At 70.5% G+C, this 13,815-nt stretch carries 15 protein-coding genes, 2 tRNA genes and 2 pseudogenes; 9 read left to right on the top strand and 10 right to left on the bottom strand.

Annotated elements, in window-relative coordinates; genetic code table 11:
• Window positions 1-132 precede the first annotated feature (132 nt).
• Both OF819_RS12790 and OF819_RS12785 read right to left on the bottom strand, forming a co-directional pair.
• Window positions 133-1,149 (bottom strand): sporulation protein, encoded by a 1,017-nt coding sequence (locus tag OF819_RS12790; RefSeq protein ID WP_267243588.1) that lies wholly within the window; start codon window positions 1,147-1,149, stop codon window positions 133-135.
• Window positions 1,150-1,204: 55 nt separating this feature from the next.
• The gene (locus tag OF819_RS12785; protein ID WP_267243587.1) at window positions 1,205-1,423 is read right to left on the bottom strand and encodes a hypothetical protein; all 219 of its coding nucleotides are present in this window, start codon (window positions 1,421-1,423) and stop codon (window positions 1,205-1,207) included.
• A 389-nt stretch (window positions 1,424-1,812) separates the two neighbouring features.
• On the opposite strand from OF819_RS12785, the pseudogene OF819_RS12780 reads away from it, so the two are divergent.
• From OF819_RS12780 to OF819_RS12760, 5 genes and pseudogenes are all read left to right on the top strand, one after another.
• Window positions 1,813-2,053, top strand: a pseudogene (locus OF819_RS12780) (universal stress protein); the annotation flags it as partial.
• Window positions 2,054-2,331: 278 nt separating this feature from the next.
• Window positions 2,332-3,693: a hemolysin family protein gene (locus tag OF819_RS12775; RefSeq protein WP_267243586.1), complete on the top strand. Its 1,362-nt coding sequence runs from the start codon at window positions 2,332-2,334 to the stop codon at window positions 3,691-3,693.
• Window positions 3,690-4,709, top strand: a complete 1,020-nt coding sequence (locus OF819_RS12770; RefSeq protein ID WP_267243585.1) for a hemolysin family protein — start codon at window positions 3,690-3,692, stop codon at window positions 4,707-4,709. Before OF819_RS12775 ends, OF819_RS12770 begins: the two co-directional genes overlap by 4 nt.
• 183 nt (window positions 4,710-4,892) lie before the next feature.
• Window positions 4,893-5,822, top strand: coding sequence for an ion transporter (locus tag OF819_RS12765; protein ID WP_267243584.1), 930 nt, complete (start codon window positions 4,893-4,895; stop codon window positions 5,820-5,822).
• A gap of 60 nt (window positions 5,823-5,882) precedes the next feature.
• Window positions 5,883-6,128 (top strand): GlsB/YeaQ/YmgE family stress response membrane protein, encoded by a 246-nt coding sequence (locus OF819_RS12760; protein ID WP_267243583.1) that lies wholly within the window; start codon window positions 5,883-5,885, stop codon window positions 6,126-6,128.
• 61 nt (window positions 6,129-6,189) lie between these two features.
• On the opposite strand, the gene OF819_RS12755 is transcribed toward OF819_RS12760, so the two are convergent.
• From OF819_RS12755 to OF819_RS12745, 3 genes are all read right to left on the bottom strand, one after another.
• The gene (locus OF819_RS12755; protein ID WP_267243582.1) at window positions 6,190-7,227 is read right to left on the bottom strand and encodes a sodium:calcium antiporter; all 1,038 of its coding nucleotides are present in this window, start codon (window positions 7,225-7,227) and stop codon (window positions 6,190-6,192) included.
• A gap of 128 nt (window positions 7,228-7,355) precedes the next feature.
• Entirely contained in the window at window positions 7,356-7,619 is a 264-nt protein-coding gene (locus OF819_RS12750; RefSeq protein ID WP_267243581.1) for a hypothetical protein, read from the bottom strand.
• Between the two features lie 105 nt (window positions 7,620-7,724).
• Window positions 7,725-7,797, bottom strand: a tRNA-Ala gene (locus OF819_RS12745).
• Window positions 7,798-7,973: 176 nt separating this feature from the next.
• Between OF819_RS12745 and OF819_RS12740 the strand changes: the two genes are divergently transcribed.
• Window positions 7,974-8,519 (top strand): helix-turn-helix domain-containing protein, encoded by a 546-nt coding sequence (locus OF819_RS12740; protein ID WP_267243580.1) that lies wholly within the window; start codon window positions 7,974-7,976, stop codon window positions 8,517-8,519.
• 47 nt (window positions 8,520-8,566) lie between these two features.
• Complete coding sequence (locus OF819_RS12735) at window positions 8,567-9,922, top strand: serine/threonine-protein kinase (RefSeq protein WP_267243579.1); 1,356 nt, start codon at window positions 8,567-8,569, stop codon at window positions 9,920-9,922.
• 120 nt (window positions 9,923-10,042) lie between these two features.
• Here OF819_RS12735 and OF819_RS12730 read toward each other — a convergent pair whose 3' ends face one another.
• The 3 genes and pseudogenes from OF819_RS12730 to OF819_RS12720 all read right to left on the bottom strand — a co-directional run bounded on the left by OF819_RS12730 (window position 10,043) and on the right by OF819_RS12720 (window position 11,403).
• Window positions 10,043-10,177 (bottom strand): DLW-39 family protein, encoded by a 135-nt coding sequence (locus tag OF819_RS12730; protein WP_003958712.1) that lies wholly within the window; start codon window positions 10,175-10,177, stop codon window positions 10,043-10,045.
• Window positions 10,178-10,377: 200 nt separating this feature from the next.
• Window positions 10,378-10,467: pseudogene (locus OF819_RS12725) on the bottom strand (GntR family transcriptional regulator); the annotation flags it as partial.
• A 6-nt stretch (window positions 10,468-10,473) separates the two neighbouring features.
• Window positions 10,474-11,403 (bottom strand): LysR family transcriptional regulator, encoded by a 930-nt coding sequence (locus OF819_RS12720; protein ID WP_267243578.1) that lies wholly within the window; start codon window positions 11,401-11,403, stop codon window positions 10,474-10,476.
• 114 nt (window positions 11,404-11,517) lie between these two features.
• Here OF819_RS12720 and OF819_RS12715 point away from each other — a divergent pair, with 114 nt between their 5' ends.
• Complete coding sequence (locus tag OF819_RS12715; protein ID WP_267243663.1) at window positions 11,518-12,045, top strand: sugar O-acetyltransferase; 528 nt, start codon at window positions 11,518-11,520, stop codon at window positions 12,043-12,045.
• A gap of 52 nt (window positions 12,046-12,097) precedes the next feature.
• The gene (locus OF819_RS12710; protein WP_416370521.1) at window positions 12,098-12,706 is read left to right on the top strand and encodes an IS5 family transposase; all 609 of its coding nucleotides are present in this window, start codon (window positions 12,098-12,100) and stop codon (window positions 12,704-12,706) included.
• A gap of 299 nt (window positions 12,707-13,005) precedes the next feature.
• Here the strand turns inward: OF819_RS12710 and OF819_RS12705 are convergent.
• Together OF819_RS12705 and OF819_RS12700 are read right to left on the bottom strand one after the other, a co-directional pair.
• A tRNA-Ile gene (locus OF819_RS12705) sits at window positions 13,006-13,079 on the bottom strand.
• Window positions 13,080-13,138: 59 nt separating this feature from the next.
• The gene (locus OF819_RS12700; protein ID WP_267243577.1) at window positions 13,139-13,813 is read right to left on the bottom strand and encodes a DUF3566 domain-containing protein; all 675 of its coding nucleotides are present in this window, start codon (window positions 13,811-13,813) and stop codon (window positions 13,139-13,141) included.
• Between the last annotated feature and the right edge of the window lie 2 nt (window positions 13,814-13,815).

Below are 13,815 nucleotides of genomic sequence, written 5' to 3'. Positions count from 1 at the left end.
GGGCGTCTCACTCCCAAAAGCCGCGCCTCCGCGACGCCGGTTGCCGCCCGCCAAGGCGGACGGCTTCCGAATCGTCGCGGAGCTTCCGTCGCACGGCCAGCGTGAGCGCCCGTCTCGGCCCGCCCCGCCCTGTCAGTCGTCTTCTTCCTCGTCGCCCTCGAAGAAGTCGCCGACCTCGTCGACGACTTCGGCCGCGACCATGCCGCCGACGACGCCGACCGCGAGTCCGGCCGCGCCGGCGGCGATGGCGGTGCCCATGCCGGGGCCGGAGCGGTGGCCGCCGTGGTGGTGATCGTCGTGTCCGTGGTGGCCGTCGTGTCCGTAGGCGGCGTGGGAACCGTACGAGCCGTGGGAACCGTACGAGCCGTGTGAGCCGTACGACGCCCGGTGCTCGACCAGTTGGCGGATCCAGCCGTCGACCTCGGTGTTCCAGTCGCGCATGTCGTGGTGGCCGACGGTGAAGCGGGTGAGCGCGTCATGGCCCTCGGAGAAGAAGCCGCCGCGCTTGTCGGCCTCCAGGACGATCTCCATGCCGCCCGGGTTGGCCAGGAAGGTCACCTCGATCTCGTTGACCTGGTGGGCGTACTGCGGCGCCGGGGCCAGCTCGATCTCCTGGTAGAACGGCAGCTGCTGGCCGGTGCCGCCGATGCGGCCGTACTCCAGGTCGGCGGACTTGAAGCCGAAGCCGAGCTGCCCGAGGGCTTCGAGGATCGCCTCCTGCGCCGGGAGCGGCCGCACGGCCAGCGGATCCAGGTCGCCCTTGTCCTTCGCGCCGGCCACCGCCAGCTCAGTGCGGACGCCGAGGATGATGCCGAGGGCCTGCCCGTGCAACTCGGTGACCGGCGTCTCCCAGGGAAGCATCACGCTGAACGGGATGCTGCGCTGCTCGCCCTCGGCGAGGCGGAAGCCGCCGCCGACGGTGAACCGCTCAAAGGTGACCACGCCCTCGGACTCGCCGCCGTCGTGCTCGGCCTCGACCCGGGCGACCAGTTCCAGGGTGATGTGCTCGATGTCGAAGTCGGCTTCGCCGCCCTTGAGATGTACCTGGCCGGTCAGGGTGCCTCCGGGATGAGTGGCTCCCGGGTCGAGGACCGTGTCGACCGTGGGGCCGCCCACGCCGAGCGCTCCGAGCAGTCGTTTGAACACCATCGTGGCGTCCACTCCCTTGTACGTGCGTGCGTGTGTTTCGTGTGAGTGGTGCCGGTTACTTGGCCGCGTTGAGCGCGGCGAGCGCCTGCGCCCAGCGGACGTACTTCAGTTCGGCGAGGTCGGCGACGGTCTTGACCCCGAACGCCTCCTGAAGCAGCTCGCCGTCACGGTCGGAGACACCCTTGAGCGCTCCCACCGGAGCGGCGAGGATCTCGGGCAGGCTCTTGTCCGCCCACGCCTTGTCGAGCACCTTGTCCAGGTCGATCGAAGCCATACGTGTCCTCTCCCCGGTGTGTGCGAGGCCCGGTTCCGCCACGGGCCTTCTACAAGCACGTAGAAGCATAAGGCGGGTCGAGGACGGGGAGGGGCCTGCTCCAGCCAAGCATGGCAGGAAAGGCCGAAAGCGGGCACTTGCGCCGGCCAAGCTGGCCCGCGCCCCGCCGCCAGGGCTGAGGTCCTGCTGCTCCCGCTCGCGCTGCTGTTGACGCTGGCGTGCGCGGTGTTCGTCGCAGCTGAGTTCTCCTTGACCACGGTCGCGCGCGGTGAGCTGGAGCGAGCCGTCGCTCGCCGCGCTGCTCAGGGGTCCGCCCGGCCCGCGTTGCATACGACGCCGGGTCCGTCCGGCCGGGGCAGGCGGGGGACACACCGGACCTGCCCGCCGGGGCCGTCGAGGAGCGTGTGCTGGCCGAGACACTCGCGGACCATCGCCAAGAGGCACTCGGACGTCCCGGTCGAGCCCGGCCTGGTGCGCGGCGGCGCCCGTGAGGCTTTGACCGGGGCAAGCAGTGCCGCGCAGCTTCTGGTCGTCGGCGCTCGGGGGGGAGGTGGCTTCGCCGGCCTGCTGTTGGGGTCGTCGAGCCAGGCTATGCTGCACCGCGCGCACTGCCCGGTCGCCGCGGTGAGGGGGCCGGCGCCACCACCGCCGGCCTGGACCCGGCCCTCTTCCGACGGGCGGCCAGCGCGAAACCCGACGCCGCTCATGCCGGGGGTCGTCCCGGACCGCCGTGGACGCCTGGGCCGGGATGCACGGGAACCAGGATGTGGCCAGAATCGTTGTCCTGATCCCACTGCTATGGGAGGAGTACCGACCTTGTCCGCCAGATCGACGGACCCCTCGGGGCACAGTCCCCGACCATCCCGCCAGGATTCTCCTGAGCGCGGCACGCGGCGGGGTGGTGTCCGATGAGTGCCGTGGAAGCCTGGCTGGGCCTGCTGGCCGTCTTCGTCCTGACCGCCGGCACGGGCTACTTCGTCGCCCAGGAATTCGCCTATGTCTCCGCCGACCGGCTCGCCCTGGCTCGTGAGGCCGCTGCCGGGGACGAGAAGGCCGCTCGCGCTCTGAAGGTGCTGGAGCGGCTGTCGTTCATGCTTTCGGGAGCCCAGCTCGGCATCACCGTGACCGGCCTGGTCGTCGGCTTCATCGCCGAACCCTCGGTGTCCGCGCTGCTCAAGCCCGCGCTGTCCGGCCTCGGGATGCCCGACGCCGCGGTGAGCGCCATCTCGGTGGTGCTCGCATTCGTCGGGGCGACCGTCGTGCAGATGGTCCTCGGCGAGCTGGCGCCGAAGAACCTGGCCATCGCCGTGCCGGAGCGGCTGGCGAAGTCCCTGGCCGCCTCCACGCTCGCGTACCTGAACGTCGTCGGCCCCGTCGTGCACGTCTTCGACGGCGCCGCGAACAAGCTGCTGCGCAAGGTCGGCATCGAGCCCGTGGAGGAACTGCACCACGGCGCCACCCTGGAGGAGCTCGGCCACCTGATCGGCGAGTCCCACGAGCAGGGCCAGCTGCCCAAGGACACCGCCGCGCTGCTGGACCACGCGCTGGAGTTCTCCGACCGGACGCTGGACGAGGTGATGGTGCCGCGCGTGGACGCCGTCTTCGTCCGCAAGGACGCCACCGCCGCCGAGGCGATCGACCTCATCGGCAAGCACGGCCACTCCACCTACCCCATCCTCGGCGACCACCCCGACGACGTCTACGGCGTCCTCGGCGTACGTGAACTGATGCGGCTGCCCGCCAGCCGCATGACCGCCACGACCGCGGGCGCGCTGGCCCGGCGCCCGCTGCTGCTGCCGGACACCCTGCCCCTTCCGGACGCGGTGGAGCAGATGCGTTCGTCCGGCGACGAGTTCGCCGTGGTCCTGGACGAGCACGGCGGCGTGTCCGGCATCGTCACCTTCGAGGACATCGCCGAGGAACTGGTCGGCGACATCGCGGATGAGTCCGACATCGTCATCGAGGTCGCGGTCGCGGACGGGCAGGGCTGGCTGGTGGACGCCGGCCGCCGCCTGGACGAGGTGGCCGAGGCCACCGGCATCGAACTGCCCGAGGAGGAGGACTACGACACCGTGGCCGGCCTGATCATCGACCGGCTCGGCCGTTTCCCCACCGTCGGGGACCGGCTCACCGTCCCGCTGCCCGAGGGCGGCGGCGCGGTGATCGACGTACGCACCCTCGACCGGCACGTGCCCGAGCGCGTCCGCCTGGAGCGGCTGCCCGATCCCGACGCCACCCATGACGAAGCCCGTGAGGAGGAGTCGGCATGAGTTTCCCGATGGCGCTCTTCGTCACCGTCCTGCTGCTGATCGGCAGCGGATTCTTCGTCGCCGCCGAGTTCGCGCTGGTCGCCGCCAAACGGCACCGCATGGAGAAATCCGCGGCCGAAGGCGCGCGCGGCGCCAAGGCGGCACTCGCCGGAATGCGTGAGCTGTCGCTGATGCTGGCCGGCGCCCAGCTCGGCATCACCGTGTGCACGCTTGGCCTGGGCTCGGTGTCCAAGCCCGCGATCTCACACGAACTCGACCCGCTGCTGCACAGACTCGGCCTGCCCACCGCCCTCAGCTACGGCATCGCTTTCGCCGTCGCCATGATCGTCGTGGTGTTCCTGCACATGGTGGTCGGCGAGATGGCGCCCAAGTCCTGGGCCATCGCCCACCCCGAGCGCTCCGCGATGCTGCTCTCACCGCCTTTCCGGGGCGTGGTGGCGGCGGTGCGTCCGCTGATCTGGGTGCTCAACAAGGTGAGCAACAGTCTGGTACGGCTGTGCCGGGTCACCCCGCGCGACGAGCTGACCTCGGTCCACAACCGCGAACAGCTCACCCACCTGGTGGAGGAGTCCGAGCGGCTCGGCCTGATCAGCAAGGACGACTCCGAGCTGATCACCAACTCGCTCACCGAGCCCCAGACGCCGGTGGGGGACCTCCAGATCCCGGCCGCCGAGATCACCGCGGTGCCCGCCGACGCCGGCCTCGACGCCATCCTCGCGACCGCAGCCGAGCACGATCACAGCCGCCTGCTGGTCCGCGACGGACCGCTGGTCGTCGGCTCCGTCCACGCCCGCGACGCACTCATCGCGCGCGGGCGCGGCCGCACCGCCACCGCACGGGAACTCGCCCGCCCGGTACCGGAACTGACCGCGCGGGACACCGTGAGCCACGCCATCGAGCAGCTGCGCCGCCGCCGCGCCTCTTTCGCCGTCGTACGCGACGACAGCGGACGGCTCACCGGCATGGTCACACTGGACGACCTGCTGGCCAGGCTCCTGCACCCGCAGGTGGCGTGAGGCACCCCTTGTCCGTCCCCGTCAGGCAGCCGCCGTGGGGACGGGCAAGGAACCGTGGATGCTCAACAGCCGCCCCACAACCGGAGTTCACACGGCAGACACCGGTCAAAGGTGCGCCCTCATTAAGATCCACTTCCGGCGGGACGCCGTACGACATGCCGGTAAGGGAGCTGGGCACACCCGATGACGCACAACGGGACCGAACGCTTAACCGCCCGGCAGACAGTGGCCCGCCGCTGCCGGGCCGTGACCGAAGCCCGCTGGTTCGCCGTCGCCGTCTTCGGGCTCATCCTCGCCAACGCAGTCGTCCTCGGTGTGGAGACATACGCCAGCGTCGTCCACCGGTGGCAGGATGAGCTGAAACTGATCGAATACGGCTTCCTGGCCGCCTTCACGGTCGAAATCCTCCTGCGCGCCGGCGCCCACGCCGACCGGCCGAAGGGCTTCTTCCGCGACCCGTGGAACCTGTTCGACCTCGCCGTCGTCCTGTCCGCCTTCCTGCCCGCCGTCCGCGAGAACGCCACTGTCCTGCGGCTGCTGCGTCTCGCCCGCGTGCTGCGCGCCGCCCGATTCCTGCCCCAACTGCGCATCGTGCTCGCCGCGGTGGCGCGCAGCCTGCCCGGCACGGTGAGCTTCCTGCTGGTCGGCGCGCTGCTGCTGTATGTGTACGCCATGGTCGGCTGGGTCTTCTTCGCCGACGACGACCCCGAGCACTACGGCTCCCTCGGCCGCGCCGTCCTCACGCTCTTCCTCCTGATGACCCTGGACGGACTGGGCGACATCGTCCGCGACGGTCTGGAGATCTCCCGCTGGAGCATCCTCTACTACGCCTCCTACGTCCTGCTCGCCTCCTTCGTCCTGGTCAACGTCCTCATCGGGGTCGTCATCACCTCCCTCGACGAAGCCCGCGAGCTGGAGCGGGACGAGCTGGCCGGGAACGAGCCGGATCCGCCGGCCGCAGAAGCGGCGGATTCCCGCGACCGGGAGCTGCGCGACCGTATCGCCGAAGCACGACGAGCCCTCGACGAGTTGGAGGGGAGCCTGGAACGCCTGCCTGTGCCCCGCGCGAACACGACGGAGGGGAGTGCTCCGTCCGCCTCAGGGAACACCTGACATGCAGAGGCCCGGTGACGAGAGGCTGGCACGGAGATCTCCGGCATCATCAGCGCCATCGTGACCGGCATCGTCATCGGTGTCGTCGTCGGTGTCCTGGGCCGCCTCGTCGTGCCAGGTCGCCAGCGCATCGGTGTGCTGTGGACGATCCTCGTCGGCATCGCCGCCGCGTTCGCCGGCACGGGCGTCGCGGCCGGGCTCAAAGTAGCCGGCACCAGGGGCGTCGACTGGATCGAGCTGGCCCTCCAGACCGGCCTGGCCGCCCTGGGCGTCGCGGGGCTGGACCGGTTCAAAGCCCGCCGCTGACCAAGGGCGCCGGTCAGCCTCAGCTTGCCCCACGAGACGTCGAGCACCGCGTGCGGCGCCGTCATACGGCCAAGGCCGCGACGATGGTCGCGTAGACCGCGATGAGCAGAACCCCCTCGAAGCCCAGCCGCCCCCAGCCGCGCCGCTGGCGCACCAGGAGACCGCCGAGCAGTACGGCGGTCATCACCAGCGCCCCGCTGGTCAGGAACAGTTCGTCCGGCCCCGCGGCCTGATACAGCGAACCACCGCGAAAGGCCAGATCGCCGATGGCCAGATTCAGCACGTCGAGGCAGTTTCCGCCCACCACCGCCGCGATCGCCAAAGTCACCGCGCCTCGCCGGACCGCGGCGATGGCGGTCACCGTCTCCGGCAGGGCGTTGACCACGCCCATGAACACCGCGCCGACCAGCCCCGCCTTCAAGCCGGTGCCCGCCACCAGGCTCTCCGCGGCCTGTGCCACCGCCCAGCCACCCACCACGACGACGATCGCCACACCGGCGAACTCGGTCCAGATTCCCGCCGTACGCCGCCCGGCGAACGCGGAGGAGCTGTCGGGGACGTCCGTCACCGTGTCGGCGGTGCGAACGGCACGCCACAGCGGTCGCTCACGGCTCCTGATCAGCCGCAGCGCCCCGAGGTAGAAGGCGATCAGGACCGCGGACGCCGGGTGCACCCCCATGACCGTCGCCTGCGGTCCGAAAGACGCCATGAGCGCGATGCCCAGCAGGGCCAGCAGCAGACAGCCGAACAGCAGGTTCTGTGACGACGCCGCCGCGTGCTCCAGATTCACCCCGCGATAGACCGCGTCGGCGACTGCCACGGCGAGCGTCTGTGCGGCGATACCGCCCACCGCATTGCCGTAGGCCAGCTGGGGATGTCCGTCCGCCGCGCTCACGGCGGTCATCACGATCCCCGACAGGGACGTCGCCAGCCCGAAGAACACCGCACCGAACAGCGCCTCGCCCCAGCCGGTCCGGTCTGCCAGTGTGTCCCCGAGGGCGGTGAGCCGGACCCCGCAGACGACCGTGGCCGCGCCGGCGATGACGAACGTGGCGATGCTCCAGCCCACCGGCCACTGACCGTTCACCTGGTCGAGCACCCCTGACTCCCGCCCTCACTGGTCGGAGATGGCTTGGCCGCATGGGTACCACGCCCGCCAGCGCTGGTAACGTGCGTTCCCCGACAGGGCAAGCGGCGTGGGCGCGTCCAGGACGAGGGGGTGCTGGATCACGCGGCGGCGCTCTCCTGCCCCGCGAAGGCATCACGCAACTTGCGGCCCATCGCCGCGCTCTCCTCGTCACTCACCTCGACACCGACATGCTCCGCCAGGTAGGCGCGTGTCCGCTCCGCACGCTCACGCCGTTCCTCATCCGTGAGCCTCGTCTCCGCGAGCTCCTGCACCAGCGAGCGGATCGGCGTACCCCGGGACTCCGCGATGACCGCGAGACGGGCTCGTGCCTCAGCTGGCACTCGGATCATGGCATCGGACATGAAGCGAGTAAACGCCCACGTCTACACGCAAGCAGGCGGTTCGCCGAAGCCCACGAAAAACGCCCTCCGAAACCGCGTTTCCGCAGGTCAGAGGGCATTTAACAGTGGAGCCTAGGGGAGTCGAACCCCTGACATCTGCCATGCAAAGACAGCGCTCTACCAACTGAGCTAAGGCCCCGGAAGGGTCGGCGCAGCCGCGGGAAGACTCCCGGCCGCCGCCGCAGAACAGAGTACCGGTTACCCCCGGGGATCCTGCAAAGGGATTGGGACTCCCGCCCCACGACCACGCTCCGTAAGATGCTCGTCTAGGTTCGCAGCAGCGAAGCCGCTTTGGGGAAGCGATGGGGAGACGCTATGGATGCCGCACAGGACACGACCGCCAGAGCCAGAGAGCTGCAGCGCAGTTGGTACGGGGAGCCGCTGGGGGCGCTCTTCCGGCGGCTGATCGATGATCTCGGGCTCAATCAGGCCCGGCTCGCGGCGGTGCTGGGACTGTCGGCCCCGATGCTGTCGCAGCTGATGAGCGGGCAGCGGGCGAAGATCGGCAACCCCGCGGTGGTGCAGCGCGTGCAGGCGCTGCAGGAGCTGGCGGGGCAGGTCGCCGACGGCAGTGTGAGCGCCGTCGAGGCCACGGACCGGATGGAGGAGATCAAGAAGTCCCAGGGCGGCTCCGTCCTGACCGCCCCCAGCCAGTCCACCAGCAGTTCCGGCGCGCCCACCGTGCGCCGGGTGGTCCGTGAGATCCAGTCGCTGCTGCGCTCCGTCTCGGCGGCCGGCGACATCATCGATGCCGCGGACTCTCTCGCCCCGACCCACCCGGAGCTGGCAGAGTTCCTCCGGGTGTACGGCGCCGGGCGCACCGCGGAGGCGGTCGCGCACTACGAGGCGCACCAGAGCTGACCGGGGCGGCACGCCTCCACGACAGGACTGGGAGCGGGCGCAGCGCGATGGGTGAGGTCTTCGCCGGGCGGTACGAACTGGTCGACCCCATCGGCCGCGGCGGCGTGGGCGCGGTCTGGCGCGCCTGGGACCACCGGCGGCGGCGCTATGTGGCGGCCAAGGTGCTCCAGCAGAGCGACGCCCATACGCTGCTGCGCTTCGTGCGCGAGCAGGCCCTGCGCATCGATCATCCGCATGTCCTCGCCCCGGCGAGCTGGGCGGCGGACGACGACAAGGTCCTGTTCACCATGGACCTGGTGAGCGGGGGGTCGCTGGCCCATGTGATCGGCGACTACGGCCCGCTCCCGCCGCGCCTGGTCTGCACCCTGCTCGACCAGCTGCTGGCCGGTCTGGCCGCCGTGCACGCGGAAGGGGTCGTGCACCGCGACATCAAGCCGGCCAACATCCTCCTGGAGGCGACCGGGGCCGGACGGCCGCATCTGCGGCTGTCCGACTTCGGGATCTCCATGCGCAAGGGCGAGCCGCGGCTCACCGAGACCAACTATGTGATGGGGACGCCCGGTTACTTCGCCCCCGAGCAGATGCTGGGCGCGGAGCCGGACTTCACGGCCGACCTCTTCGCGGTGGGCCTGGTGGCGCTGTATCTGCTGAGCGGGCGGCGACCGGACGCCGAGGCGCTGGTCCGGCACTTCACCGACCACGGCACGCCCGGGCCCCCCGAAGGCGTCCCGGAGCCGCTGTGGCAGGTGCTCGCCGGGCTGCTGCAGCCGGATCCGCAGGACCGGTTCCGTACGGCGACGGGCGCACGCAAGGCGCTGGCGACGGCGGTCGAGCTGCTTCCCGAGGGCCGGGACGACGAGGAGCCGGTGGAGGTCTTCGACCAAATCGGTCCGCTGCCGCCGGGGTTCGGCCCCGACGGCCCGCTGGCGGGCGCGCTCCAGACGCCCTCTCCGCTCCAGGCGCCCGGCCGCCATGTGCCGGACGTCGGGCTGCCGCCGACGCCCCCGTCGGCGCCTCAGGGGCCGCAGGGGCCTGGCTCACAGCCGTATGCGCCGACGCGCACCGGGACGCTGCCTCCGTGTCCGCCACCGCCGCAGCAGCCGCCCGCCACACCGCCGCCGCTCCCGCCCCAGCCGGCCCGTCCCCCGCAGCCCGTACCCCCCGCGCCGGAACCGGCCCCCGAGCCGCCGCCTCCGCCGCCGCCTCCGGCATCGACACCACCCTCGGCTCCGGCACCGGCACCGGCTCCGACCGCCGCCACCACCCTCCCGTACACGACCCGCGGCCCCCGGCACAGCCGCCGCACCCGCCGCCCGGGCCCTCCGCCCGCGATCGCCGTTCCCGTCGTGATCGTCGCGCTGCTCTGCTTCGCCCTGGGGTTCTGGGCACTGGCCCAGCTCTGATCAGCCTCTGATCATTAATTCGCCAGAGCAACCAAATGATTTACTTCAGCAAACAATCGGGCAGCAGAAAGCCCCGGCCGCTGTTCGCGACCGGGGCTTTCGATCCAAGGACGTTGTGTCTCACACACCGGAACCTGCGGGCACGGAGTCGGTCGCCTCCGTCCACAGATCCTGCTCGGCGCGATCCGCCTGGATCTGGCGGTACACGAGGAGCCCGCCGATGGCGGCCAGTGCGACCAGGAGAAGCTTCTTCACCGCGCGACCTCGTCTTTCCTTGACGTATGAGGACTTCTGGCGCTCGACTATACACACCGATCGATACCGTTCGGTGACCTGCGTGCAGGCCAACTGGCGCTCTGATCACCGAGATGACCTTCGTCGTCGCGGCGGTGGTTCTGCATCGCGGCCTGTACCGCAAGTGGCCTGGGCAGGCCACCAGTCAGGCGTCACACATCGATGCCCAGCCGAGCGGCGATGTCCGCGGGTGCCGGGACCTTCGCCTCGGTGCGGCTCTCCCAGGTGCCGCGTCTGCCGAGCACCGCCACGTCCGGTCAGCGGTCTACCCAGTCCGGCGCCCACACGTCGTGCGGGGTTCGCGGGCCTGCGGTGCGCAGATGGTCGCGTAGCGCGGTCAGCACGGGGTGCCGGTCTCCGCGGCGGAACAGCAGCATGTGCGGGTAGACCGGGGTCGGGTTGTACAACGGGATGCGCCGTAGGTCGTGGGTCTGGGGCCACAGGTACCGGTCCCCGCTGCCGACGAGGGTGGCCAGCGAGGCCGAGTCGGCCAGCGCGTCCATCAGGGCCTCGTCACCGAAGTTGGGGCCGAGCGCGTCGATGCTCAGGCCGAAGGCCTCGGACAGCGCCTGGTAGAACGCCGCCCACTCCGTGGCCGGCCTGATCCCGGGGATCCAGATGCGGTGACCGGCCAGGTCCGCAGGACTGACCCAGGGCTCGGCAGCCAGCGGGTGGCCGGGTCCGACCAGGAGCTCCAGGGGTGCGTCCAGGAGTCGTTCGGCGCTGATCCCGGCCGGGACCTGGTCTGCCGGCAGGGCACGGAAGGACGCGTCGACGGTCCCTTCGAGCACCGCCTGGGCGGCCTGAGCGGCGTTCTCCGTGCTCAGCGTGACCGCGTCCAGGTCCGCCTCGGGGTGGGAGCGGTAAAACCGGTAGACGGCCTGGGCCGGGGAGATGCGCCGATTGAGGACATCGACGCGCAAGGGACGGCTTCCGGGGCGCACGGCCTGCTCGGCCTGCTCGATGGCCGCCAGGACCTTCTTGGCGTGCGGCAGGAAGACCTGCCCGTCCAGGCTCAGCCGGGAGCCTCGGGAGGTCCGTACCAGGAGTGTGACCTCGATGTGCCTCTCCAGGGCCGCGATCCGCTTGGAGACCGCCTGCTGGCTGATCCCCAACTCGTCGGCCGCAGCCTGGAACTGGCCGGTCTCGGCGACGGCCACGAACGTCCGCAGCGCTTCAACGTCCACGCCTCCAACGTACTTCCACAACCATTGGTTGTGTCTGGTGTGGTGCAGGGTTGTTTGATCGAGTGTTCTGCGCGGTGGTGGGATCAGCGCATGTCTACTCGCACAGAGCAGGTCATGTATGTCCAGACGCCTGAGTTCACGCGTCATGCGGAGCGGATCGTGGAGGTGACCGATGCGACGTCTCAACTGAACGTGCTTCCGTTCAGCGACAGCGAAGGTCGCGCGGAACTGCTTTCTGTTGTGTTCGGTGGCCCGCTGCCGGAGTCGGTGATGATCTACCCGCCGTTCTTTACGGAGTACGGGCTGAACACGACGTTCGGGGAGAACGTCTTCGTCAACCAGGGATGCACCTTCATGGACAAGGGAGGCATCCGCATCGGGAACGGCGTCATGATCGCCCCGAAGGTCAGCCTCATCACCGGAGGCCATCCACTGCCCCTGGCCGAGCGCCGCGAGTTCCTCTCCTTCGCCCCGATCGTCATCGAGGACGACGTCTGGATCGGGACGGCTGCTGTGATCACGCAGGGGGTGACCATCGGCGCCGGTGCGGTGGTCGCTGCCGGTGCGGTGGTCACTCGTGATGTTCCTGCCGGCACCGTGGTCGCGGGAGTGCCCGCCCGGGTGATCAAGACGATCGACTGAGCCCGGCCGGGCTGCTGGCCCGGGTGCGCAGCACCTCTGCGGTCTGATCCTGATGCCTCGTCACGCCCGGCTGACCGCCCGGCAGTGGGACCGCATCCGACCTCTGCTGCCCTCCAGTGCCGGTCGCCGTGGCAGGCCGTGGGCCGATCACCGCCGCATTGTGGAGGCGATCGTCTGCCGGTACCGCACCGGTATTCCTTGCCAGGACCTCCCAGCCAGGTTCGGATCCTGGAAGACCGTGTGGGCCCGCCACCGCCGCTGGGCCGCCGACGGGACCTGGGACCGCGTGCTCGGCGTCCTGCTCGCCCGCGCGAACGACGATGGGCCGATCGACTGGCAGGTGGCGGTGGACTCCACCATCACCCGGGCCCACCAGCACGCCGCCAACACCCGCCGCCCCGAGAAGTGCCGGGCCGCAGCCCGAGGGCAGGGCCTGGACGCCCACCGAGCGCCCGCCGGGCACGCCGATCGGCTGTTCCCGCGGCGGTCTGACCACGAAGATCCACCACACCGTGGACGGTCAGGGCCGACCGCTGGCCGCCCTCATGACGCCCGGGCAGGCGCGCGACGGCCAGTCCCTGCCGTTGCTGCTGGGCGGCCTGCGAGCGCACGCACTCCCGGCGGCGCATCCGGGCCGGCAGTTGGCCGCGCCCCGCGGTAACGGCACCCGGCGGCGTGCAGGCACCGCGGCCCCGGCCGACCCGTGGCTCCCGCGCGGGCCCGACCGCGCTCTGGTGATCACGGCCGGACGGGCGCTTGAGAGCGACCAGGAGGCGTCGCTCAGGGACCGTGCTGCCGGAGGCCTTCTTCCGGAGTTCTCCCGGGGGTTCTCCGGTCCCGCCCGGTGTGCGGGCTGACGGTCCAAGTTACGTGCGAATACCGGACTCTCAAGATCAAGAAATGTAGAAAGCCTGGCAGATCGCTCGATCCACCAGGCCTCTGACCTGCTACAGGTCACTGTGGGGCTAACAGGATTTGAACCTGTGGCCTCATCCTTATCAGGGATGCGCTCTAACCAACTGAGCTATAGCCCCGCCGCGCTGTGCGCTGACCCCTGAAGATTAGCGCACGTCGTGGCCAGTCCCAAAATCGCCTACTCGTCCTCGGCGAGGGTGAGCTCCACACCGCCCACGAAACCCGCGGACAGGTTGTAGATGAAGGCCCCGAGCGTCGCCAGCGCGGTGGCGAGCACCACGTCGATCACCGCGATGACCGAGGTGAAGATCAGGACGCGCGGCAGCGAGAGGAAGGCCTGGAGGTCGAAGCCGTTGCTCTCGTTGGAGCCGGTGGCCTCGCTGATCGTGCCGCCCACCGTGGAGAAGACGCCCATCGCGTCCATGACCATCCACAGCACCGCGGCCGCGACGACCGTGCAGATGCCCAGCGCGATGGAGAGCAGGAAGCTGACCTTCATCACCGACCAGGGGTCGGCCTTGGCCACCCGCAGCCGTGCCTTGCGGGTGCGCGGGGTGGTGCGCGCCCCCGTGCGGGGCACGCGCACCGCCGTGGCCGTACTGCCGGCGGCGGGGGAGGCATAAGCCTGGGGCGGGTGGTAGGGCTGGTTCTGCTGCGATGCGGACGGCCCTTGAGCGGCGGACCGGGGCTGGGCCTCGGACCGGGGCTGGGCCTCGCGCTCCGCGCCGTACGCGTCATACGGGGGCTGGGCCCCCCGGGTGTCCGTCACGGCAACCCCCTGGGAGTCCGCGGCTGGGCCACGGGCACCGTTCGCTCCGGAAGCGGCCGCACCGGCGCCCGTGGCTCCACTCACGC

Origin of the sequence: Streptomyces sp. PR69 (assembly GCF_026420845.1) — a bacterium.
Lineage (GTDB): Bacteria > Actinomycetota > Actinomycetes > Streptomycetales > Streptomycetaceae > Streptomyces.
The sequence above is the reverse complement of the archived record's forward strand: the minus strand, read 5'-3'. Positions and strand labels throughout refer to the sequence as shown.